This is a genomic window from Planomonospora antibiotica (assembly GCF_014647955.1).
Taxonomy (GTDB): Bacteria; Actinomycetota; Actinomycetes; order Streptosporangiales; family Streptosporangiaceae; genus Planomonospora; species Planomonospora parontospora.
Genome location: NZ_BMQE01000011.1, coordinates 103,993 through 125,856, shown reverse-complemented (window position 1 = coordinate 125,856; position 21,864 = coordinate 103,993). Strand labels below are relative to the sequence as shown.

Annotated in this window: 19 protein-coding genes; 10 read left to right on the top strand and 9 right to left on the bottom strand. The window is 72.9% G+C overall.

All coding sequences use genetic code 11. The features are described from left to right. Window positions 1–33 precede the first annotated feature (33 nt). A complete protein-coding gene (locus IEZ06_RS13345) occupies window positions 34–1,563 on the bottom strand; it encodes a M28 family peptidase (RefSeq protein WP_229798069.1) in 1,530 nt (509 codons plus the stop codon). 315 nt (window positions 1,564–1,878) lie between these two features. On the opposite strand from IEZ06_RS13345, the gene IEZ06_RS13340 reads away from it, so the two are divergent. Continuing rightward, window positions 1,879–2,070, top strand: coding sequence for a PspC domain-containing protein (locus tag IEZ06_RS13340; RefSeq protein WP_068896325.1), 192 nt, complete (start codon window positions 1,879–1,881; stop codon window positions 2,068–2,070). A gap of 13 nt (window positions 2,071–2,083) precedes the next feature. Next, a complete protein-coding gene (lipB, locus tag IEZ06_RS13335) occupies window positions 2,084–2,719 on the top strand; it encodes a lipoyl(octanoyl) transferase LipB (RefSeq protein ID WP_189237004.1) in 636 nt (211 codons plus the stop codon). Between the two features lie 154 nt (window positions 2,720–2,873). On the opposite strand, the gene IEZ06_RS13330 is transcribed toward lipB, so the two are convergent. After that, window positions 2,874–4,418, bottom strand: coding sequence for an amino acid permease (locus tag IEZ06_RS13330; protein WP_189237003.1), 1,545 nt, complete (start codon window positions 4,416–4,418; stop codon window positions 2,874–2,876). Next, a complete protein-coding gene (locus IEZ06_RS13325; RefSeq protein ID WP_189237002.1) occupies window positions 4,419–5,363 on the bottom strand; it encodes a phosphotransferase in 945 nt (314 codons plus the stop codon). Window positions 5,364–5,437: 74 nt separating this feature from the next. Here IEZ06_RS13325 and IEZ06_RS13320 point away from each other — a divergent pair, with 74 nt between their 5' ends. The 6 genes from IEZ06_RS13320 to IEZ06_RS13295 all read left to right on the top strand — a co-directional run bounded on the left by IEZ06_RS13320 (window position 5,438) and on the right by IEZ06_RS13295 (window position 14,796). After that, window positions 5,438–8,110, top strand: coding sequence for a GcvT family protein (locus tag IEZ06_RS13320; protein ID WP_189237001.1), 2,673 nt, complete (start codon window positions 5,438–5,440; stop codon window positions 8,108–8,110). A gap of 51 nt (window positions 8,111–8,161) precedes the next feature. Beyond that, window positions 8,162–8,788 (top strand): TetR family transcriptional regulator, encoded by a 627-nt coding sequence (locus IEZ06_RS13315; protein ID WP_189237000.1) that lies wholly within the window; start codon window positions 8,162–8,164, stop codon window positions 8,786–8,788. After that, complete coding sequence (locus IEZ06_RS13310) at window positions 8,788–9,411, top strand: PH domain-containing protein (protein ID WP_189236999.1); 624 nt, start codon at window positions 8,788–8,790, stop codon at window positions 9,409–9,411. The genes IEZ06_RS13315 and IEZ06_RS13310 overlap by 1 nt, the downstream gene beginning before the upstream one ends. Then, complete coding sequence (locus IEZ06_RS13305) at window positions 9,408–11,186, top strand: PH domain-containing protein (RefSeq protein WP_189236998.1); 1,779 nt, start codon at window positions 9,408–9,410, stop codon at window positions 11,184–11,186. Before IEZ06_RS13310 ends, IEZ06_RS13305 begins: the two co-directional genes overlap by 4 nt. An 87-nt stretch (window positions 11,187–11,273) precedes the next feature. Beyond that, the gene (locus IEZ06_RS13300) at window positions 11,274–12,461 is read left to right on the top strand and encodes a DUF8832 domain-containing protein (protein ID WP_203871842.1); all 1,188 of its coding nucleotides are present in this window, start codon (window positions 11,274–11,276) and stop codon (window positions 12,459–12,461) included. 118 nt (window positions 12,462–12,579) lie between these two features. After that, a complete protein-coding gene (locus tag IEZ06_RS13295) occupies window positions 12,580–14,796 on the top strand; it encodes a heavy metal translocating P-type ATPase (protein WP_189236997.1) in 2,217 nt (738 codons plus the stop codon). Between the two features lie 24 nt (window positions 14,797–14,820). Here IEZ06_RS13295 and IEZ06_RS13290 read toward each other — a convergent pair whose 3' ends face one another. The 4 genes from IEZ06_RS13290 to IEZ06_RS13275 form a co-directional block, all read right to left on the bottom strand. Continuing rightward, window positions 14,821–15,456, bottom strand: a complete 636-nt coding sequence (locus IEZ06_RS13290; protein WP_189236996.1) for a Pr6Pr family membrane protein — start codon at window positions 15,454–15,456, stop codon at window positions 14,821–14,823. A gap of 236 nt (window positions 15,457–15,692) precedes the next feature. Continuing rightward, on the bottom strand, window positions 15,693–16,517 hold the full coding sequence (locus IEZ06_RS13285) for an HAD-IA family hydrolase (RefSeq protein ID WP_189236995.1): 825 nt from the start codon (window positions 16,515–16,517) through the stop codon (window positions 15,693–15,695). Beyond that, window positions 16,420–17,088 carry a thymidylate synthase gene (locus IEZ06_RS13280; RefSeq protein WP_189236994.1) on the bottom strand — a complete coding sequence of 223 codons (669 nt, stop codon included), beginning with the start codon at window positions 17,086–17,088 and terminating at the stop codon, window positions 16,420–16,422. Before IEZ06_RS13280 ends, IEZ06_RS13285 begins: the two co-directional genes overlap by 98 nt. A gap of 50 nt (window positions 17,089–17,138) precedes the next feature. Next, on the bottom strand, window positions 17,139–17,822 hold the full coding sequence (locus IEZ06_RS13275) for a hypothetical protein (RefSeq protein ID WP_189236993.1): 684 nt from the start codon (window positions 17,820–17,822) through the stop codon (window positions 17,139–17,141). A gap of 231 nt (window positions 17,823–18,053) precedes the next feature. On the opposite strand from IEZ06_RS13275, the gene IEZ06_RS13270 reads away from it, so the two are divergent. Beyond that, entirely contained in the window at window positions 18,054–19,145 is a 1,092-nt protein-coding gene (locus IEZ06_RS13270) for a calcium:cation antiporter (RefSeq protein WP_189236992.1), read from the top strand. A gap of 22 nt (window positions 19,146–19,167) precedes the next feature. Here IEZ06_RS13270 and IEZ06_RS13265 read toward each other — a convergent pair whose 3' ends face one another. After that, window positions 19,168–20,217, bottom strand: a complete 1,050-nt coding sequence (locus IEZ06_RS13265) for a LacI family DNA-binding transcriptional regulator (RefSeq protein ID WP_203871839.1) — start codon at window positions 20,215–20,217, stop codon at window positions 19,168–19,170. Window positions 20,218–20,434: 217 nt separating this feature from the next. Then, window positions 20,435–20,611: a hypothetical protein gene (locus IEZ06_RS13260; RefSeq protein ID WP_189236990.1), complete on the bottom strand. Its 177-nt coding sequence runs from the start codon at window positions 20,609–20,611 to the stop codon at window positions 20,435–20,437. Between the two features lie 177 nt (window positions 20,612–20,788). On the opposite strand from IEZ06_RS13260, the gene IEZ06_RS13255 reads away from it, so the two are divergent. Beyond that, on the top strand, window positions 20,789–21,697 hold the full coding sequence (locus IEZ06_RS13255; protein WP_203871838.1) for an alpha/beta fold hydrolase: 909 nt from the start codon (window positions 20,789–20,791) through the stop codon (window positions 21,695–21,697). Window positions 21,698–21,864: the final 167 nt, after the last annotated feature.

Below are 21,864 nucleotides of genomic sequence, written 5' to 3'. Positions count from 1 at the left end.
GCCGGGGACCGCTCCGGCGGGTTGCCGGGCGGGTTACTTGGCGGGCTCGACGTGCTTGCCGTCCTTGCCGTGCGCGTGGGCGGCGGGAGCGGCGGCCGACTTCGCCAGGGCGGCGGCGTTCCGGTCGGGGATGGTGGACAGGTCGTAGGCGTAGAAGGTGGTCGCGTAGGCGATCGCCTTGGAGTTGCGCTCCAGCGCGGCGGCGTTGATGTTGGTGATGCCGTCGCAGGCGGCGTGGTAGCAGGGGTCGTACGGCGCGCCGGCGGTGCCGCCGAACTTCGCGGCCTGCTCCTCGGTCTTGATGCCCTCGGCGCCGGTGAAGATGCCGCCGGAGGGGATGCCGTTGGCGATGAACGGGCCGTAGTCGGAGCGGCCGTCGAAGTCGGTGCCCTCGAAGCCCAGGCGGCGCTTGGCGTAGTACTTCTCGAAGAGCTTCTCGATCTCGGCGGAGCCCGCCGGGCCCGCGCCCGCGCCCTCGGCGTCGGAGTCGTCACCGTCGTAGAGGAAGGTGACGTCGTTCGGGGAGGCGACCATGTCGAAGTTCAGGTAGAGCCGGATCTTGTCCTTCTCCGCCTGGGACAGGCCCGCGACGTACTGCTCGGAGCCGAGCAGGCCGAGCTCCTCGGCGCCCCAGAAGGCGAAGCGCAGCTTGTGCTTGGTGGGCACCTTGGCCAGCTTCAGCGCGGTCTCCAGGATGGCGGCGCTGCCGGAGCCGTTGTCGTTGATGCCGGCGCCCTCGGGCACGCCGTCCAGGTGGGCGCCGACCATCACGATCTCGCCCTTCTTGCCCCACCGCGAGTCGGCGATGAGGTTCTTGGTCCTGCCGACCGTGGTGGCGGCGTCGACCTTCAGGCGCACGGTGGTGCCGGGGCTGTCGGCCAGGTCGAGGCCGACCGCGGTGCTCGCCATCACGATCGGGAAGCCGAGGCGCCACTCGACGATGTCGAACTCCAGCGGGTCGGTGCGGCCCGCCTGGCCCTCGTTGAAGAAGATCACACCAGCCGCGCCCGCCTCCTTGGCGTTGGTGGCCTTGTCGACGAACGGGCAGGTGCCGCGCTGGAGCAGCGCGATCCGGCCGGGGACGAACCCGGCGAAGTCGGCGTCCTCGCAGCCCGCGGTGGAGGTGTTGGGGGTCTCCGGCACCGGGATGACCGCGTCGACCACCTGGACCTCCGCCGTGACGTCACCTCCGCTGGAGGAGTGCACGGTCACGAAGTCGGTGCCGACCGTGTAGGTCTTGGCCTCGGGGGCGGTCTGCTGCAGGACCGAGGGGGAGAACTCCTCCCACCTGAGCGGGAACTCGACGTCGGTGGTCGAGGTCCTGTACCCGGCGCGGCGCAGCTTGTCCTGCACGTAGGCGAGGGAGGCGTCGTAGCCGGGGCTGCCCGCGGCGCGGTTGCCGCCGTTGGCGGTGGCGATCTCCTGGAACTTCTCCAGGTGCTTGTGCACGTTCTTGCCCTTGACCTGGTAGGTCATGGCGGTGGCGAGGACGTCGGGGACGTCGACCGCGGACGCGCTCGCCGGTGTGGTGAGGGCGAGGGGAAGGGCGAGGGCCGTGGCCATGGTGGCCACTGTGAGGCCTCGGGCCGCTCCGCGTCGGAATTTCAGGCGCATAACGCTCCTCGGGAGTCTGCTTGGGGGGTCCCCATTCCGTACTAGAGCGGAACGTACCGTGATCAATCGCCAACGCATAGAGGAGCTGACGGGGAGTTGCGCGAATAGTTACAGAATCCGGTCGATGCGGGGCCGAAGTGTCATGGATGTCCGGCGGTGCCGGGACCGCCGACCCTGTCAGGGTTTTCTCAGGGACGTCCGGGGAACGGGGATCTCTCCGTCGCTCGTTCTGACAGATGAAGACCGACGAACCGGGGAGAGACCATGCACCGTTCGAGAAAGCACAAGATCATCGCTGGCGTCTGCGGCGGGATCGCCGACAGCCTCGGCCTGCCCCCCACGCTCGTCCGGGTGCTCTGGCTGGTGCTCTCGCTCATCCCGGGGCCGCTCTGGATCGCCTACGTGGCCCTGTGGATCCTCATGCCGAAGGCGCCGGAGACCGTCTACGGACGCTGAATAGACTCGGGGCATGAGGCGACGCCCCCTGTCACTGATCCAGGACGACCTGGTCGACTACGAGAAGGCCATGGACCGGATGGCCGAGCTGGTCGGCGAGCGGCAGCGCGACGAGCGGCCGGACACGCTCTGGCTGCTCAGCCACCATCCCGTCTACACCGTCGGCAGGCGCACACCGGAGCAGCACCTGCCCGACCCGTCCCGCGGCATCCCCGTCGTGAGCACCGGGCGCGGCGGCCAGCTCACCTACCACGGCCCCGGCCAGCTGGTCGGCTACCTCGTCGTCAAGCTCGGCGAGGGCGAGGGGATCGTCGACTACGTGCGCGAGGTCGAGCTCCGGCTCGTCGGCGCGCTGGACGCCCTGGGGGTCCCGGCCGAGCGGCGGGACACCCCGCCCGGCTCCGAGCTGCTCACCGGCGTCTGGACGCGCGCGACCGGGCGGAAGATCGTCTCGATCGGCATGCGCCAGAGCCGGAGCGTCACCAGCCACGGGTTCGCCCTCAACGTCGACGGCGACCTGACCCCGTGGAACTGGGCGGTGCCCTGCGGCATGCCGGAGGTGGAGATGACCTCGCTGGCCAACGAGGGCGTCGCGACCGCCATGGACGGCGTCCGCGACGCGGTGGCGGCGGCCTTCGAGGCGCGCTGACCCCGCGGCGGTCTCCGGGGCGGCCGTGGTGGTCTCCGGGGCGGCCTCCACCGCTCACCGGCTCCGCTCCGGCCGCGCGGCGGGCGGGGCCGGGGCGCTCCGGGTCCGGCGGGCCGGGGGAGGGACCCGGCGGGCCCGGAGCGCCCGGGCCGGATCAGGAGACGGGCTCGGGCTCGTCGGTGGCGGCGTCGTCGTCGACCGTACGGCGCGGCCCGGTGAACCAGTGCCGGGCCGACAGCGCCCACCACAGCCCCACGCTCAGGACCATGACGCCCACCACGATGGGCGCGTAGTTCACCGCGGTCCAGGTGAAGTCCTCGCCGAACGGCACCGCCTCCGGGACCAGCGGCATGACGAAGTAGACCGAGACGACCGCGATCTCGATGATCGCGATCCAGCACATCACCTTGTACCTGCGTCCCAGCGTCCACGGGCCGGGCTCGAAGCGGTCGCCCATCCGCAGCCGGAGCCAGATCGGGATCAGGAACGCGAGGTAGAGCCCGATGACCGCGACCGAGACGACCGCGTAGAACGCGAGCGGCAGGCCGTTCGGGGCCTCGTAGAGCGCGGGCAGGGTGAGGACCAGGGCCAGCACGCAGCCGAAGACGATCGCGTTGACCGGGGTCCGGTTGGCGTCGACCCTCGACCAGAGCCGCCACCCGGGGATCGCGCCGTCCCGGGAGAAGGCGTAGGTCATCCGGGACATCGAGGTCACGCAGCTCATGCCGCAGAAGAACTGGCCGACGGTGGAGATCGCGAAGATCGCGGTGGCCAGGTTGCCGGGGAGCGCCGAGTCGAAGACGGCGCCCACGAAGCCGCCCGCCTCGTTGACCGCCTGCACGTCGGTGGCCGCGAACAGGAAGGCGAGCAGCACGATCCAGCCGCCGATCGCCGAGTAGAAGATCGACTGCCACAGGCCCCGGGCGGCGGCCGTGGACGCGCCCTGGGTCTCCTCCGACACGTGCGCGCACGCGTCGAAACCGGTGATCGTGTACTGGGTCAGCAGGAAGCCGAGCGGGAGCACGTAGAACCAGTAGGACGTGTCGGAGAAACCGGAGTTGTTGATCGTCTCGGTGAAGACGAACGACATCGACTGGTGCGAGTCGGGCCCGAAGACCAGGATCAGCACGACGGCGGCGGCGCCGAACACGTGCCACCACACCGAGACGTTCTGCAGCACCGAGATCAGCCGGTGGCTGTAGACGTTGATCAGCGCGTGCAGCACCAGGACGACCGCGAACAGGATGAAGGTGTTGCCGAGCGAGACCTCGAACCCCGGCGCGAACCGGTTGACCGTGATGTTCATGAACGTCGCGCAGCCGTAGTCGACCGAGGCGGTGACCGCGATCAGGCCGATGAGGTTGAACCAGCCGGTGAACCAGCCGTGCACCGGCCGGCCCATCTTCGCCGCCCACCAGTAGATGCCGCCGGCGGTCGGGTAGGCCGAGACCAGCTCGGACATGCACAGGCCGATGATCAGGATGAAGACCGAGATCAGCGGCCAGCCCCAGGAGATGGCGACCGGGCCGCCGTTGTTCCAGGCCTGGCCGAAGGTGGTGAAGCAGCCGGCGAGGATGGAGATGATCGAGAAGGAGATGGCGAAGTTGGAGAAGCCGCTCCAGGTCCTGGAGAGCTCCTGCTTGTAGCCGAGTTCGGCGAGTCGTCTCGCGTCCTCGTCCACCGGGGCCGGCTCGGTCATTCAAGACTCCTTGCGTCGTGCGGGGGGTGGGGATCCGGGGCTCGCGCCCCGGACGTCGTCGATCAGCCGCCCGAACCCCGGGTCGCCGAGGTCCCGTACGGCCCGCGCGAACTTCCCGGCGGCCTCGGCCCCGTAGTCGAAGCCGGCGGCGGCGGCCTGCTCGCGCAGCAGCCCGTGGTGCACGGAGAACCAGAGGGTCCAGGTGATGTTCGACATGATCAGGTTGAGCCGGACCCGGGCGGCGAGCCGCGGGCTGTCCTCGCCGAAGTACTCCCGGGCCAGCCGGCGGGTGAGGTCCGGGTCGTACTCCGCCTCGGCGGCGATGTCGCCCAGTTCGAAGGCCGGGTCGCCGTTCCCGGAGAGCTGGTAGTCGACGATCCGCACCTCGCCGCCGCAGAGGATGAGGTTCGCCGGGAGCAGGTCGTTGTGGCAGGGCACGGCCGGCAGCGGGCGCGCGGCCAGCGCGCGCTCGATCTCGGCGGCGGCCGGGAGCGCGGCCTCGTAGCCGCCGGGGGTGCGCAGGCCGTGCCTGCGGCACAGGGCGAGGAACTCCTCCAGCTTGCGGAAGACCGAGAAGCCGCCGACGAACGGGGGCCCGGCGTGCAGGCGGCGGCAGGCCGCCGCGATCGGACCGGGCAGGGCCCGCACGGCCCGCGCGTCCAGCGTGACGCCGTCGAGGTACTCCAGCAGCAGGGCGCCGGGCATGCGGTGCAGGACCCGCGGGCCGACCCCGGCCTCGGCCGCCCGGAGGGTGTTGGCGATCTCGTCGTCGAGCGGGATGCCGAGGCCGGCGGCCGAGACCCGGGGGTCGAGGACCCGCAGCAGCCAGCGCCGCCCGTCGGCGGCGTCCACCCGGGCGACCCGGTGGCTGAGGCCGCCCGCCAGCGGCGTCTCGGTGACGGGTTGTCCCGCCCATTCGCGGACGCGCGCGAGAGCGTCTGGCATGCCGCACTCCTTTGGCCTACCTTCAGACCATTGATCCGATTCTGCGGACGAGTCGTTACAGAGGAGCTCTGGACATGGGACATCCCGACTCCGCGAGGGCCGTCGTGATCGGCGGCGGCGTGGCCGGTTGCAGCGTGGCCTACCACCTGGCGAGGCTCGGCTGGACCGAGGTCCTCCTGGTGGAGCGGCACGGGCTCACCGAGGGGACCACCTGGCACTCGGCCGGTTTCGTGGGCCAGCTCCGCTCCACGGTCACCCAGACGAAGATGATCATGTATTCGGCCGGCCTCTATCCCGAGCTGGCCGAGCTCACCGGCCTGGACCCCGGCTGGCGCGGGGTGGGCGGGCTCCGGCTGGCGACCACGCCGGAGCGGGTGGAGGAGTCGCTGCGCCTGGCCGGGGCCGCGGAGACCTACGGGCTGGACGTCGCGGTGCTCTCCGGGGCGGAGGCGGGGGAGCGGCTGCCGCTGCTGGAGACGGCCGACGTGCGGGCCGCGCTCTGGCTGCCGGGCGACGGCCGGCTCGACCCGGCGCTGCTGGCCAGGGCGCTGGCCGCGGGGGCGGAGAAGCTGGGCGCGCGCATCCTCACCGGGACCGAGGTGACCGGGTTCGACATCGAGAACGGTGAGGTCGCCGGGGTGCGGCTGGCCCGGACCGCGCGGCCGGGCGCGGGAGCGGGGACGGATGCGAGAGCGGTTCCGGGGACGGGGAAGGGGACGGGTGCGGTTCCGGGGACGGAGCCGGGCGCGGGAGCGGGAGCGGCGGCGGAGGCGGTTCCGGGGGCGGGTTCCGGGATCGAGGAGTGGTCCGTCCGGACCGGGACGGTCGTCATCGCCGCCGGGGCGGCCAGCGGGCGGCTGGGGCGGCTGGCGGGGGTGGACATCCCGGTCGTGCCGATCAAGCACCAGTACGTCGTCACCGAGCCTTTCGGGGTCTCCTCCTCCATTCCCACGGTGCGGGACCCGGACAACATCGTGTACTTCCGGGAGGAGGCCGGGGGGATCCTCGTCGGGGGGTACATCCGGACCCCCGAGGTCTGGGACACGCCCGCGCCCCTGGCGGAGCCCCGGACGCTGTTCCCCGCCGACATGGCGAAATTCCAGGAGTCGTGGGAGTCGGCGGTCCGGAGGGTCCCGGCGCTGGGCCGTACGGAGATCGTGAAGGTGGTGCACGGGCCCGAGGCGTTCACGCCGGACGGCGAGTTCCTGCTCGGCCCGACCCCGGTGCGCGGCCTGTGGGCGGCGGCCGGCTTCTGCGTGCACGGGCTGGCCGCGGCGGGCGGCGTGGGCAAGGTCATGGCCGAGTGGATCACGGACGGCACGCCCGAGTACGACCTGTTCGGCATGGACCTGCGCCGCTTCGGCGGCCACGCCCGGTCGGCCGCCTGGGCGCGGTCCAGGGCCCTGGACGCCTACTCGACGTACTACGACATCGTCTACCCGGGCGAGGAGCGCACCGCTGCCCGGCCGCTGCGCCGCTCCCCCGCCTGGGTACGGCACGCGGAGCTGGGCGCCGCGTTCGGTGAGAAGGCGGGCTGGGAGCGGGTCAACTGGTTCGGGTCGAACGCCGGGGACGGGCCGCCGGAGGACGACGCGGAGCCGGACGGCGCCCGGCCGGGCGGTGCGGATGGTGCGGATGGTGCGGAGCAGGACGGCGCCCGGCCGGGCGGTGCGGACGGTGCGGGAAGCGTCCACAGGGCCAGGGGGAGGGGGCTCCGGCCGGAGGGGTGGGCCGGGCGGATCTGGTCGCCGGCCGTGCGCGCCGAGTGCCTGGCCACGCGGGACGCGGCCGGACTGTTCGACCAGACCTCGTTCGCCAAGCTGGAGGTCTCCGGCCCCGGCGCGCTGGAACGGCTCCAGCGGGCCTGCGCCGGGGAGCTGGACCGGCCCGTCGGCTCGGTCGTCTACACCCAGCTGCTCAACGCCCGCGGCGGCATCGAGGCCGACCTGACCGTCACCCGCCTGGCCGCCGACCGCTTCCGCCTGGTCACCGGGACCGCCTTCGGCGTGCACGACGCCGCCTGGCTGCGCGGGCACGGCCTGGAGGTGCGCGACGTCACCTCCGCCCACGCCTGCTACTGCCTGTGGGGCCCGCGCGCGCTGGACGTCCTCGGCGCTCTCTCCCCCGACGACCTGGCCTTCGGCTACCTGCGGGCCAGAGAGATCAGCGTGGGGAACGTCCCGGTGCTGGCCCAGCGGGTCACGTTCGTCGGCGAGTTCGGCTGGGAGCTGTACTGCCCGTCGGAGTACGGCCTCACGCTCTGGGACGCGCTCATGCGGGCCGGCGCGCCGTACGGCCTGCGCCCCGGCGGGTACCGGGCGATCGACTCGATGCGCCTGGAGAAGGGCTACCGGGTCTGGGGCCTGGACATCACCCCGGAGACCACCCCGCTGGAGGCGGGCCTGGGCTTCGCGGTCGCCCGGGACAAGGACTTCCTCGGCCGCGAGGCCCTGCTGCGGGACGCCGAACCCGCGCGGCGGCTGCGCTGCCTGGTCCTCGACGACCCCCGGCAGGTCTGCCTGGGCGGGGAGCCGGTCCGGATCGGCGGCGAGCCGGCCTCCCGCGTGACGAGCGGCGGGTACGGCCACCGGGTCGAGCACTCGATCGCCTACGCCTACCTGCCCGCCGGCCTGGCCCCCGGGGACCGGGTCCAGGTGGGCGTCACCGGGACCTGGACGGACGCGTCCGTGGTCGCCGAGCCGCTCTACGACCCCGCCTCCGAGCGGGTCAGGCGGCTGCCGGGCTGACCGCACTGCGGACGAGCCCGATGAAATGACCGCATGTGCTATTTTCTGGCCATGCGGTCAAAAAATGAGCCGATCGGCCAAGAAGGGCGATCCTTCATCGAGACGGCGCGGCGGGCGCAGATCGTCGCCTGCGCGATCGAGGTGATCGCCGAGGTGGGCTACGCGCAGGCGTCGCTGGCGTCGATCGCCAGGCGGGCGGGGATCAGCAAGGGGGTGATCTCCTACCACTTCAAGGGCAAGGATGAGCTGATCCAGCAGGTGGTCGACGAGGCGTTCACCCTGGGCGACGCCTTCACCCGCCCGCGGGTCGAGGCCCAGACCACCGCCGCGGCCATGCTCGCCGCCTACATCGAGTCGACCGTCGAGTTCTACCGGACCCACCGGGCTCACATGATCGCCCTGCTGGACATCTGGTCGGCCTTCCGCCACGACGACGGCAGGCCGAGGCTCGACACGACCGCCAACGAGCCGGAACTGGCCTCCGTCGAGGAGATCCTGCGGTTCGGGCAGCTGGCGGGAGAGTTCCGCGAGTTCTCCGCCCGGGTGATGGCCGTCACGGTGAAACAGGCGGTCGACGGCGTGCTCACCCAGATGGCGGCCTACCCCGACGTCGACCTCGACGCCTACGCGCGCGAACTCGTCACGACCTTCGACATCGCGACCCGGAAGGAACGATGATGCCCCCCGAGCCCGGCCCCCGGCCCGTCTCCCCGCCCGTCTCCCGGCCCGTCTCCCCGTCCGGCCCCGGGCTCGCCTCCTGGCCGGCGTCTTCCGGACCCGTCTCCCCGCCCGGCCCGCCCGCGGGCGGGGAGCCGCCGTCCGGCCTCCGTCCCCCGCGCCACCCGGTGGACGGCCGCGCGATCGGCTGGTGGACCGGCCAGGCGCTGGTGCTGGTCGCCCCGCCCGTGCTGGTCCTGCTCCTCCTCGGCCTGCTGATCCCGCCCGCCCGGTTCTGGCTTCTGCTCCCGGCCCTGGTGATCGCCGTGCCCGGCCTGGTCTACACGCTGGTGATGCCCCGGGTGCGCCATCGCGTGCACCGCTGGGAGATCACGGACGACGCGGTCTACACCGCCTCCGGATGGATCTGGCACAAGTGGCGGGTCGCCCCGATGTCCCGGATCCAGACCGTGGACACGGTCAGGGGCCCGATCCAGCAGATCTTCGGTCTGGCCGGGGTGACCGTGACCACGGCCTCGGCCGCCGGGGCGATCAAGATCAACGGGATCGACCGGGTCCTCGCCGCCGAGCTCGCCGAGCGCCTCACCGCACGCACCCAGGCCGTTCCGGAGGACGCCGCATGAGACGGGACGAGTACGCCGGCGGTGCCGGAGACACCGCGGCCGCCGAGGTCGCCGAGGTCGCCGAGGTCGCCGACGGCACCGGGAACGCCCGGAACGCCGAGGTCGCCGACGGCACCGGGAGCGCCCGGAACGCCGGGTACGCCGTGGCCGCGGAGAACGCCGAGAACAGCAGGGGCGCCGACGCCGGGGACGACGGGTCCAGGGCGCGGTGGTCGCGGCTCGACCCGCGGCTGCTCCGGTTCACCCTGGCCAGGTCGCTCGGGCCGGCGGCGCCCGTCGCGATGACGCTGCCGTTCGCCCGGGACGGGCTCGGCCTCCAGGCGGCCGTCACGCTCGGCGTGATCCTCGTGGTCTTCGCCGCGATCGCGGTGGCCGGTCTCGTCCGCTACGCGACCACCCGGTACCGGGTCACCGCCGAGCGGGTGGAGTTCCGCTCCGGGCTCGTCTTCCGGAGGCGTCGCTCGGTCCCGCGCGACCGGGTGCGCAGCGTCGACCTCACGGCCGACCCGCTGCGGAGGTTCTTCGGCCTGGCCACGGTCACGATCGGTACGGGCCGGACGGACGACGGGAAGGGGCTCGTCCTCGACGGGGTCTCCCGCGCCGCCGCCCGCCTGCTCCGGGTGGAGCTGCTGGGCCGTACGGATCCGGCGGACTCCGTCATCGCGGAGCTGCGTCCCGCCTGGATCCGCTACGCCCTGCTGAGCAGCTGGTCGCTGCTGATCGGCCTGGCCCCGTTCGGGGTGTTCTTCCGGGTGCTGGACGCCTTCGGGGTCGATCCGGCCGAGGTCGGCTTCCTCGGCGACCTCTGGAGCCGCGTCACCGCGACGGACCCGTTCGTGGTCGCGGCCGTCGCGGTCGCGATCGTGCTCTCCATCGGCCTGTCCGGCGCCCTGCTGCTGTACGTGGAGTCGTGGTGGAACTTCCGGCTGACCCGTGAACCCGACCGCGCGTTCTCGATCCGGCGCGGCCTGCTGACCACGCGATCCGTGACTCTGGAGGAGCGCCGGCTGTACGGGGTCGAGCTGGCCGAGCCGCTGCCGCTGCGCTGGGGCGGCGGGGCCAGGCTGAAGGCCGTGGCCACCGGCCTCGGCGAGGACGAGTCGGTCGTCCTGCTGCCGCCCGCCCCGCGCGCCGAGGCGCACCGGGTCGCCGCGGCCGTGCTCGCCGCAGCGACGTGCGCAGCGATGCCCGCAGCGGCACCTGTGGAGAAGGCGTCCTCGGAGCCGCCCGTGGAGGCGCCTGCACCGACGCCCGTGGAGGCGTCCGCGGAGGCGTCCGCGGAGGCGGTCGGAGAGGTGTCCGGGAAGGCGTCGCCCACCCTGGCGCCGCTGGCCGCCCACCCCCGTGCCGCGCTCCGCCGCAGGGTCGTCCGGGCGTTCTGGCCGCCGATGGTCGTCTCCGCGGTCCTGGGCGGGCTCGCCGCCTGGCTGAGCTGGGTCCCCGGCCTCCTCTGGCTGGCCGGTCCCGCCCTGCTCCCCGCCGCCCTGCTCCTGGCCCTCGACGCCTACCGCAACCTGGGCCACGGTCTCCACGGCCCCTACCTCGTCACGCGGTACGGCACCGCCCGGCGCAGGACCGTGGCGCTGCGCCGTACCTCGATCATCGGCTGGACGGTCGGCCGGTCGCCCTTCCAGCGCCGGGCGGGCCTGATCACCCTGGCGGCGACGACGGCGGCGGGCGGAGGGTCGTACAAGGTCGTGGACGTCTCCGTCGCGGAGGGCCTGGCCTTCGCGGAGGAGTCCGTCCCCGGTCTGCTGGCCCCGTTCGTCCGCTGACACCGCCGACCGTACTCATACCCCCATGGGGTTGCCTTCCGCGGTCCGCTGTGGCATTCTGGGAACGTGGATATACCCTATAGGGGTATGCGGAGAGGGGGAGAGATGAACGGCGCGACCAAGGTGGGGGCGTACGTGCTCGGGCTGGCCGCCGTCTTCGGCGGCGCGTTCGGTGCCGGAAAGCTCGCCGGGCCGGTCGGGGAGACCGGGCGCGTGGCGGCCGGGCACGCGACGGCCGGAGCCTCCGGCGGCGCGGGCCACGCGGGCGGCGCGCACGCCGGGCAGGAGGGGGCGGCCGGGGCCACCGGGGCCACCGGATCCGCCGGGGCGGCCGGGCTGCCCGGCGGGCTCCAGGTGTCGGCGGGCGGATACACGCTGGTGCCGAGGACGGACGTGGTCGAGCCGGGCGAGGAGACGGACTTCCGCTTCTCGGTGACCGGCCCCGACGGCCGCCCGGTGACCCGGTTCACCCCGCAGCACGAGAAGGAGCTGCACTTCATCGTGGTCCGCCGGGACCTGACCGGCTTCCAGCACCTCCACCCGAGCAGGGAGGCCGACGGCACCTGGTCGGTCCCGCTGACCCTCCCCGCGCCGGGGGAATACCGCGCGTTCGCCGACTTCGCCCCCGAGGGCGCGGCGGGCATGACGCTCGGCACCGACCTGTCGGCCCCCGGCGACTACCGGCCCGAGCCCCTCGGCGGGCCCGTGCGCACCGCGACCGTGGACGGCTACACGGTCACCCTCGCCGGCGACCTGGTCCCCGGCCGGTCGAGCGCGCTGACGCTCTCGGTGAGCAGGGACGGCGAGCCGGTCACCGACCTGGAGCCCTACCTGGGCGCCTACGGCCACCTCGTCGCGCTGCGCGACGGCGATCTGGCCTACCTGCACGTCCACCCGGGAGGCGAGCCCGGCGACGGGAAGACCCCGGCCGGACCCGGCATCACCTTCCACGCCGAGGTGCCCAGCGCGGGGGCCTACCGCCTGTTCCTCGACTTCAAGCACGGCGGCGAGGTCCGGACCGCCGAGTTCACCGCGGTCACCGCGGGCACGCCGGCGCCGGCCGGAGGCGACGGCGACCGGTCCGGCGGCGGACCCGGGGCGGACCGGTCCGGTGACGGACCCGGGGGCGGGGACGGCAGCGGTGCGAAGGGCGACGGCGAGGGCCGGGACGGCAGCGGTGCGAAGGGCGGCGGCGAGGGCCGGGACGGGGACGAGGGCGGGGACGCCACCCCGGCGCCCGAGGCGTCGCACGGCGCCGACGGGCACGGTCACTGACCGAGGAATACCCCCGGGGGGTTAGACGTTCCCTGGGGTGAGAGGTGCGGCGGACACCCCGATTACCGCCTGCGGCCCCGGGCCGCGCACGATGGATCGACGAGCAAGAGGAGAGGCCATGTCCACGACCACCACCAGGCCGCCCGCCGGCGGCGGCGAGATCGAGCTCGCCATCGGCGGTATGACATGCGCCTCCTGTGCGAACCGGATCGAGCGCAAGCTCAACAAGCTGGACGGCGTGAGCGCCACGGTCAACTACGCCACCGAGAAGGCGAAGGTCGTCTACGCCGGGAGCGTCAGCCCCGAGGACCTGGTCGCCGAGGTGGAGAAGGCCGGCTACACCGCCGAGCTGCCCGCCGTACGGGAGGAGCCGCAGGAGGGGGAGCGCGACGAGCTCGCGCCGCTCCGCCAGCGGCTGGTCGCCTCGGTCGCGCTCTCCGTCCCGGTCGTCGCGATGGCGATGGTCCCGGCGCTGCAGTTCGACAACTGGCAGTGGCTCTCGCTGGCGCTGGCCGGACCCGTCGTGCTCTACGGCGGCTGGCCGTTCCACCGGGCGGCCTGGACCAACCTGCGCCACGGCGCGGCGACCATGGACACCCTCGTCTCGCTCGGCACGCTCGCCGCCTTCGGCTGGTCGCTCTGGGCCCTGTTCTTCGGCACGGCCGGCATGCCGGGCATGCGGCACGGCTTCGAGTTCACCCTGGCCAGGGGCGACGGGTCGGGCAACATCTACTTCGAGGCCGCCGCCGGAGTGATCGCCTTCATCCTGGCCGGCCGCTACTTCGAGGCCCGCTCCAAGCGGCGGGCGGGCGCCGCGCTCCACGCGCTGCTGGAGATGGGCGCCAAGGAGGTCACCCTCGCCTCGGGCGAGCGCGTCCCGGCCGAGCGGCTGGCGGCCGGCGACCTCTTCCTGGTACGGCCCGGCGAGAAGATCGCCACCGACGGCGTGGTCGAGGAGGGCTCCTCGGCGGTGGACGCCTCGATGCTGACCGGCGAGCCGGTGCCGGTGGAGGTCCGCCCCGGCGACGCCGTGGTCGGCGCGACCGTGAACGCCGGCGGACGGCTCGTGGTCCGGGCCACCCGGGTCGGCTCCGAGACCCAGCTCGCCCGGATGGCACGGCTGGTGGAGGACGCGCAGAACGGCAAGGCGCAGGTGCAGCGGCTGGCCGACCGGATCTCCGGGGTCTTCGTGCCGATCGTGATCGCCCTGTCGCTGGCCACCCTGGGCTTCTGGCTGGGCACCGGCACCGGCGCGGCCGCCGCCTTCACCGCCGCGGTCGCGGTGCTCATCATCGCCTGCCCGTGCGCGCTGGGCCTGGCCACCCCGACCGCGCTGATGGTCGGCACCGGCCGGGGCGCCCAGCTCGGCATCCTGATCAAGGGCCCCGAGGTGCTGGAGTCGACCCGGCGGATCGACACCGTCGTCCTGGACAAGACCGGCACCGTGACCACGGGGAAGATGACCCTCTCCGGCGTCCTCCTCGCCGAGGGGGAGAGCCGCGCGGAGGTCCTGCGACTGGCCGGCGCCCTGGAGTCCGCCTCGGAGCACCCGATCGCCCAGGCGATCGCCCGCGCCGCGGAGTCCACCGCGAAGGTCGAGGACTTCGCCAACGTGGAGGGCCTGGGCGTGCAGGGCGTCGTGGACGGCCACGCCGTGCTCGTCGGACGCCCGCAGCTGCTGGCCGAGTGGTCCCAGCACCTGCCCGCCGACCTGGCCCGGGGGCTGGAGGAGGCACAGGTCCGGGGCGAGACCGCGGTCGCGGTCGGCTGGGACGGGCGGGCCCGCGCGGTGCTCACCGTCGCCGACGCGGTCAAGCCCACCTCGGCCGAGGCGGTCGCCGCCCTGCGCGGGCTGGGCCTGCACCCGGTCCTGCTCACCGGCGACCACCGGGAGGCGGCCCGCCGGGTCGCCGCCGAGGTCGGCATCGACGAGGTCATCGCCGACGTGCTCCCCGCCGACAAGGTGGACGTGGTCAAGCGGCTCCAGGCCGAGGGCCGCACGGTCGCCATGGTCGGCGACGGCGTCAACGACGCCGCGGCGCTGGCCCAGGCCGACCTCGGCATGGCGATGGGCACCGGCACCGACGTGGCGATCGAGGCCTCCGACCTGACCCTGGTCCGGGGCGACCTGCGGGTGGCCGCGGACGCGATCCGCCTGTCGCGCCGGACCCTGGCCACGATCAAGGGCAACCTGTTCTGGGCCTTCGCCTACAACGTGGCCGCGCTGCCGCTGGCCGCGCTCGGCCTGCTCACCCCGATGATCGCCGGCGCCGCGATGGCGTTCTCCTCGGTCTTCGTGGTCAGCAACAGCCTCCGCCTGCGCCGCTTCCGCTGAGGCTGCTCCGGCGCCCCGGGTCCGCTACGGGATCCGGGGCGTCGCCGTGCGGGAGGCCAGGCGGTGCAGGGCGACGAGGACGTAGCCGAGGACGGCGAAGCCGGCCGTGAGGAAGACCGCCTGGAGCGCGACGCCGTCGTAGCCGAGCCGGTCCACGTCGAGGAAGGGGTACGGGTAGCGTCGCTCGGTGCCCGGGGCGAGCAGGGCGCCGCGGGTCAGTGCGAAGACGAGATAGGCGGCGGGGTAGGCCAGCCACACGAGCGGCCTGCTCCATCCCGGGCGCAGAGCGCGGTCGAAGAGCAGCCAGTCGGCGAAGGCCATGATCGGTGTGATGTAGTGCAGCAGCAGGTTGCCCATGTCCTGGACGTCGTTTCCCCGGCCGTCGGGGAGCAGTCCCAGGGGGCTCGCGCCGTGGGTCAGGATGAAATGGGCGACCAGGCCGGTGATGGAGATGAACAGGGTCACCGCGCCCTTGAGGAACGCCGACGGCACGCCCCGGCCCGACAGCTGCCAGACGTGGTAGGCCACCAGCATGATGTTGCTCTGCACGGTGAAGTAGACCGGCGGGTTGAGCGGATCGGACGCCGCCAGCCAGGTGCAGAGCAGTCCCGCCAGACCCGCGGCGACCAGCACGATTCGGTAGGTCTTCGTCCCGTTCACTCGCACACCATACTGGTAGGTAATGGGCTTATCAGACGGAAAGGGCATCAATCGCCTGATCTCGCGTGACCGGACACCCGGCATCCGCGCGGTGGACGTGCGGGTGGGCCCGGCGATGTCACGGGCCCGCGGTTTCAGCGGGTATCAGGGTCCGGAGGGCGCCGGGGTTCACAGGGCGGCGAGGTGCGGAGGGCGCCGGGGTTCACAGGGCGGCGAGGTGCGGAGGACGCCGGGGTTCACAGGGCGGCGAGGTGCGGGACGGTCAGACGGACGGGGACGTCCGGGACGGGTGGGGCGCCGGTCCGGTCGACCCAGCAGAAGTCCACTCCCGCCTCCCGCGCGCAGCCGCCGTCGCTCACCGGGGAGTCGCCGACCATCAGGGCCTCGTCGGGCTTGGCCTCCAGCAGGGAGAGCGCGTGGTGGAGCAGCGCGCCGTCGGGCTTGCGCAGGCCCACCTCGGGCGCGATCACCACGTGCTCGAAGAACCGCTCGATCCGGGTACGGCGGAGCTTGACCCGCTGGACGCGGGCGATGCCGTCGGTCACCAGCGCCAGCCGGAAGCGCCGCGACAGCCGCCGCAGGGCACCGTACGCCTCCGGGAACAGCACGGTCCCGCGGCCGAGGGCCTCCTCGAACGCGGCGGCCACGCCGGGACCGGCGCCCAGCCGGGCCCAGCGCTCCAGGCGCAGCTCGGACAGGTCGATCCGGCGCTCGCGGTAGGCGGCCCAGAGGGGCTGGTTGGCCGTGTGGAAGGCACGCAGGAACGCCGGCAGGTCCCGCAGGTCCGGCGGGCCGCCCGGATCGTGCGGGCCGTCTGAACTGTGCGGGCCGCTTGAGTCGTGCGGGCCGTCTGAACTGTGCGGGCCGCTTGAGTCGTGCGGGCCGTCTGAACTGTGCGGGCCGCTTGAGTCGTGCGGGCCGTCCCGACCGACCGGGCCGCCGCGGAAGAAGCGGCGGTGGACCTCACGGAGTGCGCAGTCCTCCGTCCGGGCGTAGTCGACCACGGTCCCGTCCAGATCGACCAGCAGGACCTGGTAACGCCGCTCCCTCGCCGAGCCCATCGCGCTCCGAACGCCCGAGGATCTCCTCGACCGCCGCCGCGTCGGCGACATAGATGTGAGGAACGTCGACGAAGACCCTCATTGACCCACGACCCACCCCGAGGTCGTCGGCGACCTCGTTCTGGATACTACGCAGGGGCACGTAGTTCAGGTAGCACGTGAGTGCGTTCTGCGACCGGAACGTCGCGGTCATCGCCAGCCGCCCGTCCCGGATCCGGAAGGCCAGGCCGGTCAGGCAGGGCACGGCGTCCGGCCGCTCGCCCGGCACGGTCAGCGAGATCCACCCGCTCTTGCTGTACGGCCGCGCGCGCAGCAGCCCGGTGACCCAGCCGAGCTGGTCCACGCCCTGCAGGCCGCGGATCCTGCCGCCGTAGCTGTACTTGAACGGCGGGACCACCGCGATCTCGCTGAACTTGCTGGAGTACAGGGTGATCTTCCCGGGGTCGCCGTGCGCTCTCAGGACCGGGTCGTCCCAGCCGAGTTCGGCGATCTCGAACAGCACGGCCGGTGCCTCGATGATCAGGCCCCGGTCGTCCTCGGCGGGCCCGCCCTCGTTCCGTACGTGGCGCATCAGCCACAGCCAGGTCTCCCCACAAGACGCGAATCGGAGGAGGTCTGCCATCAGGTCTCCACGTTGGGGAAATGGAAGGGGTTCTGCGGGAGCCGGCGCTGGCGGGAGACGTTGGACCGTACGTAGTAGACGAGGTAGTGGACCAGCGCGAGCAGCATGATGATCAGCAGGAGGAGGGTGGGCGTGGGTTCGGCCCCGGCCAGGCCGAGTGCGCCGACCGCGATGTAGGCGGAGTTGACCAGGGCCAGCATCATCACGTTGATGCCCGGCCAGGCCAGGGGGGCGTAGGTCTCCGGGTAGCGCGGGTCGACCGGCAGGTTGGGGGACCAGCCGAGGCCGGAGAAGTGGTCCTTCAGCTGCACGACGTACAGCAGCCGGAAGTTGTTGATCGCCCGCGCGGTGCGCATGTGCGCGTTCACCGCCTCGATCAGCCGGAGGAAGGGCACCACGCTCAGCAGCCCGAAGGCGGTGACGGTCGCGAACAGATACCACGGCACGGTGGCCCAGGAGGTGAGCGCGAGCGGGTTGACGACCTTCGCGCTCGCGAGCGCCACCGCGGCGGCGAAGGGCGCCGAGAGCAGGCTCATGGAGAGCCGGGTCATCTTGATGCGCTCGTCTTTCGCCGCCAGGTAGACGTGATACGTCCCGGTGAAATCCACCGAGACGAGCTGGAGGAAGTCCTTGGCGTCCACGGGCAGCTCGTCGAGGCTCTGGGGCAGGGATTCCGCACTCATGCGCGGCAGCATCTTGCGCATCGGGACCTCGGCTTCAAACGCAGTGAACAGACCCGGTAAGGAAATTTTGACGCACTTGTCAGCTAGGTGCGCGCCTTTTACCTATTTATCTTCAATAACTTTGCCAAGGTCACCGGCTTGCGGTGGGGATTATGGAGAACCGGTCTGGCCGGGGCCTCTCGGATGGGCGCGTCCGTCATGGACCGCATACGGCCGGGAAGGATAAGGCGCATGATCCGCCTGCCCGCCGTCGACTGGACCGTCGCCGTCCCCCTGCTCGCCGTCGTGACCCTGGCCCTCACCTGGGGCCGGGGCCTGTCGGCCCTCGGGGCGGTGGTCACGGGGGCCTTCCTGGCCGGCGGGGTGCTGGCGGCCGTGCACCACGCCGAAGTGATCGCGCACCGGGTGGGGGAGCCGTTCGGCTCGCTCATCCTGGCGGTGGCGGTGACGGTGATCGAGGTGGCGCTGATCGTCAGCCTGATGGCGTCCGGCGGCCCGGAGGCGTCCTCCCTGGCCCGGGACACCGTCTTCGCCGCGGTGATGATCACCTGCAACGGCATCGTCGGCCTGTCGCTGCTGGTCGCAGCGGTGCGCCGGAAGGTGGCGGTGTTCAACGCCGAGGGCACGGGCGGTGCGCTCGCCACGGTGGCGACGCTCGCCGTGCTGAGCCTGGTACTGCCGAAGTTCACCACGAGCACACCGGGACCGGTCTTCTCGGCGCCCCAACTGGGCTTCGCCGCGGCGGCCTCGCTCGGGCTGTACGGACTGTTCGTGGTCACGCAGACGATCCGGCACCGCGACTACTTCCTGCCGGTCGCGGCCGACGGCTCCCTCATCGCCGACGGCGAGCACGCCGTCCCGCCCACGACCCGGCAGGCCGTGGCGAGTCTCGGCCTGCTGATGGTCGCCCTCGTCGCCGTCGTCGGGCTGGCGAAGGTGGAGTCCCCGGTGATCGAGTCGGCGGTAACGGCCGCACGGCTGCCGCAGTCGGTGGTGGGCGTCGTGATCGCGCTGCTGGTACTGCTGCCCGAGACCATCGCCGCGGTGCGGGCCGCCCGCAGGGACCGGGTCCAGATCAGCCTCAACCTCGCACTGGGCTCGGCGATGGCCAGCATCGGGCTGACCATCCCGACCATCGCCGTCGCGTCGTTCTGGCTCGACGGGCCGCTGCTGCTCGGCCTCGACGCCACGCACATGGTCCTGCTGGGCCTCACGGTCGCGGTGGGAACCCTCACGGTCGTCCCCGGACGGGCGACCCTGCTGCAGGGCGGGGTCCACCTCGCCCTGCTCGCCTGCTACCTGTTCCTCGCCGTCAGTCCCTGACCCGGTGCCGGGCGGGCGGTGGTCAGCCCGGGGGAGGGGCGGTGCTGTCCCGGACGACCAGTTCGGTGGGGAGCAGGACGCGCTGCGGCGTGGCGGGCCCGCCGGTCCGGGCCGCCGCGATCGCCGCGGTGAGCGCGGCGGCCGCGGCCCGGCCCTTCGCCTCGATGTCCTGGCGCACGGTGGTCAGCGCCGGCCGGACCTGTACGGCCAGCGGGTTGTCGTCGAAGCCGGCCACCGACAGCTCCTCCGGGACGCGGATGCCCAGGTCGGCGGCGACCTGGAGGACGCCGTAGGCGACCGCGTCGGAGAAGCAGAGGATCGCGGTGGGGCGGTCCGGGCGGTCCAGCAGCAGCCGGGCGCCCGTCTTCGCCTGTTCCGGGGTGATCCCGGTCTGCCGGGCGATCAGCGGTCTGACGCCCGCGGCGTCGAGCGCGTCGAGCCAGCCGAGCAGCCGCTGCTTCGACGCGTGCCCGTCGATCGCGACGTCCTCGGGGGTGACGATCCCGTGCGGGCCGTGCAGGCCGGACATCAGCAGCCCGATCTCCCGGTGTCCCAGGTCGACGAGGTGCCGGGCGGCGGCGCGGGCGCCGGACCGGTCGTCCACGTTGACGCTGGAGATGCCGTCGACGGGGTCCTGGTCGACGTAGACCAGGGGCAGCCTGCGGCGGGAGAGGTATGCGACCGCCGTCGACGTCGGATCGCAGGAGTAGACCAGCGCGCCGTCCATCGCGACGTCCCGAGCCGGGATGACGTCGCCGCGGTCGGACGAGGTCAGCAGGGTGATGGCCAGTCCGGTCGGCCCGAGCTCCTCGGCGATCGCGCCGAGGAAGCCGGTGGCGACCAGGTCGGTGAAGGCGAAGCGCAGCGACGAGGTCAGCAGGACCCCGACGGCTCCGGTGGTGCCCTTGGCCAGGGCCCGCGCCGCCGGGTCCGGACCGACGTAACCGAGCTCCCGTGCGGCGGCGAGAATCCGCTCGCGCAGCGCGGCGGAGAGCTGGTCCGGCTTGGAGAACGCGTTCGACACCGTCATCCGGCTCACGCCGACGTGGTCGGCGATCGTCTGCAACGTCACCCGTGGCGCCATGTCACCGCCGATTCCGCCAGCTCGGTCCCCGTTCGCCACCGGCGGCCGCGGGTGTGACCGCGGGCGGCGACCCGGCCGGGGTGCGGGGCGCAGGTGGCCATTGACATCCGCCAGGCTAACAGGCTGACAGGCGAGGAGGCGGGGTCAGGCCGGCGCGCTCACGCGGACGGTCGGGTCAGGCCGGCGCGCTCACGAGCGGCGTGGATCAGGTCGGCGCGATCACGCGGGCGGCGTGGACCAGGCCGTCGGCCAGTGCCCTGCGGACCCTCCGGACGCGCCGCGGGCGCTCGACGTGCGGGACGACCGGCGCACCGGGAAGGGCGCTGGCGTACTCGTGGGTGACGCCGTTGACGGCGAGGACGAAGGCGGCGGGCATCTCCACGGTGGTTCCCCTCTTCTCTCGATTTCTCTATACCGGTAAAGTAAACGCTTCTTCTGTACCGGTCAAGAGGTTTTTCTGTAGCGGTACAGAACCCGCTGCGGCCGATCACCGCCTCAGGGGTGCCGGATGCCACCGGCCTCGTTGTGGCGGGGCCGCGGTGCTGAGAGGATCTTCACCATGCCTGTCTTCTCCGCATATGACGGGACCGGCCTCGCCTACCACGTGTTCGGGGAGGGCGCCCCGGTGGTCTGCCTGCCGGGCGGTCCGATGCAGGACTCCGCGTACCTCGGCGAGCTCGGCGGCCTGTCCGCGCACCGTCGGCTGATCATGGTGGACCCTCGGGGCACCGGCCGGTCCGCGACGCCGGAGGACACCGCCTCCTACCGGTGCGACCGGCTGGTCGGCGACGTCGAGGCCCTGCGCGCGCACCTCGGCCTCGACCGGCTGGACCTGCTCGCGCACTCCGCCGGCGCGAACCTCGCGGTGCTGTACGCCGCCCGGCACCCCGAACGCGTCGGCAGGCTCGCTCTGATCACTCCGAGCACCTTCGCCGTCGGCATCGCCGCCACCCGGGAGTCGCGGCTCGAGGTCGCGCGGCTCCGCAGGGACGAGCCCTGGTTCGGGCCCGCCTTCGCGGCCCTCGAGGCCGTCATGGCCGGGGACGCCACCGAAGAGGACCACAAGGCGATCGACCCCTTCTTCCACGGGCGGTGGGACGCGGCGGCACAGGCTCACCAGGCGGCCCAGGACGGCCGCCGGAACAGGGAGGCGGCGGCGGTCTTCGGCGCCGAGGGCGCGTACGACCCGGATGCCACGCGCACGGCGCTCGCCGCCTTCGGCGCACCGGTGCTGCTGCTCGCCGGAGAGGCCGACCTGAACACGCCTCCGGACGTCGCGGCCGAGTTCGCCGGGCTGTTCCCGGACGCCGAGTTCGTCGTGCAACCGGGGGCGGGCCACTTCCCGTGGCTCGACGACGCCGGCCGGTTCGCGGCGACGGTCGCGAGGTTCCTGACCGAGCCGGTGTCCCGGGAGGGCGGCGCGCGTCGACGTCGGTCAGGGCGAGGTCGACCGGGTGATCATGGCTGATCCCGACGGCGATGAGTTCGGTGTGCTGACCCCGTGATGACGCGGACGGCGCCGGAGCCGGTGAAACCGGCGGGTCCGGGGGTGAAACCGGCGTGAAGCCGTGACGAAGCCGAAGGCGCGGAGGCTCTCCTCGGACGCCGGGAGGTACCCGGCGGAGAGAGGAGACG

Coding starts and splice junctions, on each gene's coding strand:
- IEZ06_RS13345 (WP_229798069.1), bottom strand. CDS start 1,563: ATGGCCACGGCCCTCGCCCTTCCCCTCGCCCTCACCACACCGGCGAGC.
- IEZ06_RS13340 (WP_068896325.1), top strand. CDS start 1,879: ATGCACCGTTCGAGAAAGCACAAGATCATCGCTGGCGTCTGCGGCGGG.
- lipB (WP_189237004.1), top strand. CDS start 2,084: ATGAGGCGACGCCCCCTGTCACTGATCCAGGACGACCTGGTCGACTAC.
- IEZ06_RS13330 (WP_189237003.1), bottom strand. CDS start 4,418: ATGACCGAGCCGGCCCCGGTGGACGAGGACGCGAGACGACTCGCCGAA.
- IEZ06_RS13325 (WP_189237002.1), bottom strand. CDS start 5,363: ATGCCAGACGCTCTCGCGCGCGTCCGCGAATGGGCGGGACAACCCGTC.
- IEZ06_RS13320 (WP_189237001.1), top strand. CDS start 5,438: ATGGGACATCCCGACTCCGCGAGGGCCGTCGTGATCGGCGGCGGCGTG.
- IEZ06_RS13315 (WP_189237000.1), top strand. CDS start 8,162: ATGCGGTCAAAAAATGAGCCGATCGGCCAAGAAGGGCGATCCTTCATC.
- IEZ06_RS13310 (WP_189236999.1), top strand. CDS start 8,788: ATGCCCCCCGAGCCCGGCCCCCGGCCCGTCTCCCCGCCCGTCTCCCGG.
- IEZ06_RS13305 (WP_189236998.1), top strand. CDS start 9,408: ATGAGACGGGACGAGTACGCCGGCGGTGCCGGAGACACCGCGGCCGCC.
- IEZ06_RS13300 (WP_203871842.1), top strand. CDS start 11,274: ATGCGGAGAGGGGGAGAGATGAACGGCGCGACCAAGGTGGGGGCGTAC.
- IEZ06_RS13295 (WP_189236997.1), top strand. CDS start 12,580: ATGTCCACGACCACCACCAGGCCGCCCGCCGGCGGCGGCGAGATCGAG.
- IEZ06_RS13285 (WP_189236995.1), bottom strand. CDS start 16,517: ATGGGCTCGGCGAGGGAGCGGCGTTACCAGGTCCTGCTGGTCGATCTG.
- IEZ06_RS13280 (WP_189236994.1), bottom strand. CDS start 17,088: ATGCGCCACGTACGGAACGAGGGCGGGCCCGCCGAGGACGACCGGGGC.
- IEZ06_RS13275 (WP_189236993.1), bottom strand. CDS start 17,822: ATGAGTGCGGAATCCCTGCCCCAGAGCCTCGACGAGCTGCCCGTGGAC.
- IEZ06_RS13270 (WP_189236992.1), top strand. CDS start 18,054: ATGATCCGCCTGCCCGCCGTCGACTGGACCGTCGCCGTCCCCCTGCTC.
- IEZ06_RS13255 (WP_203871838.1), top strand. CDS start 20,789: ATGCCTGTCTTCTCCGCATATGACGGGACCGGCCTCGCCTACCACGTG.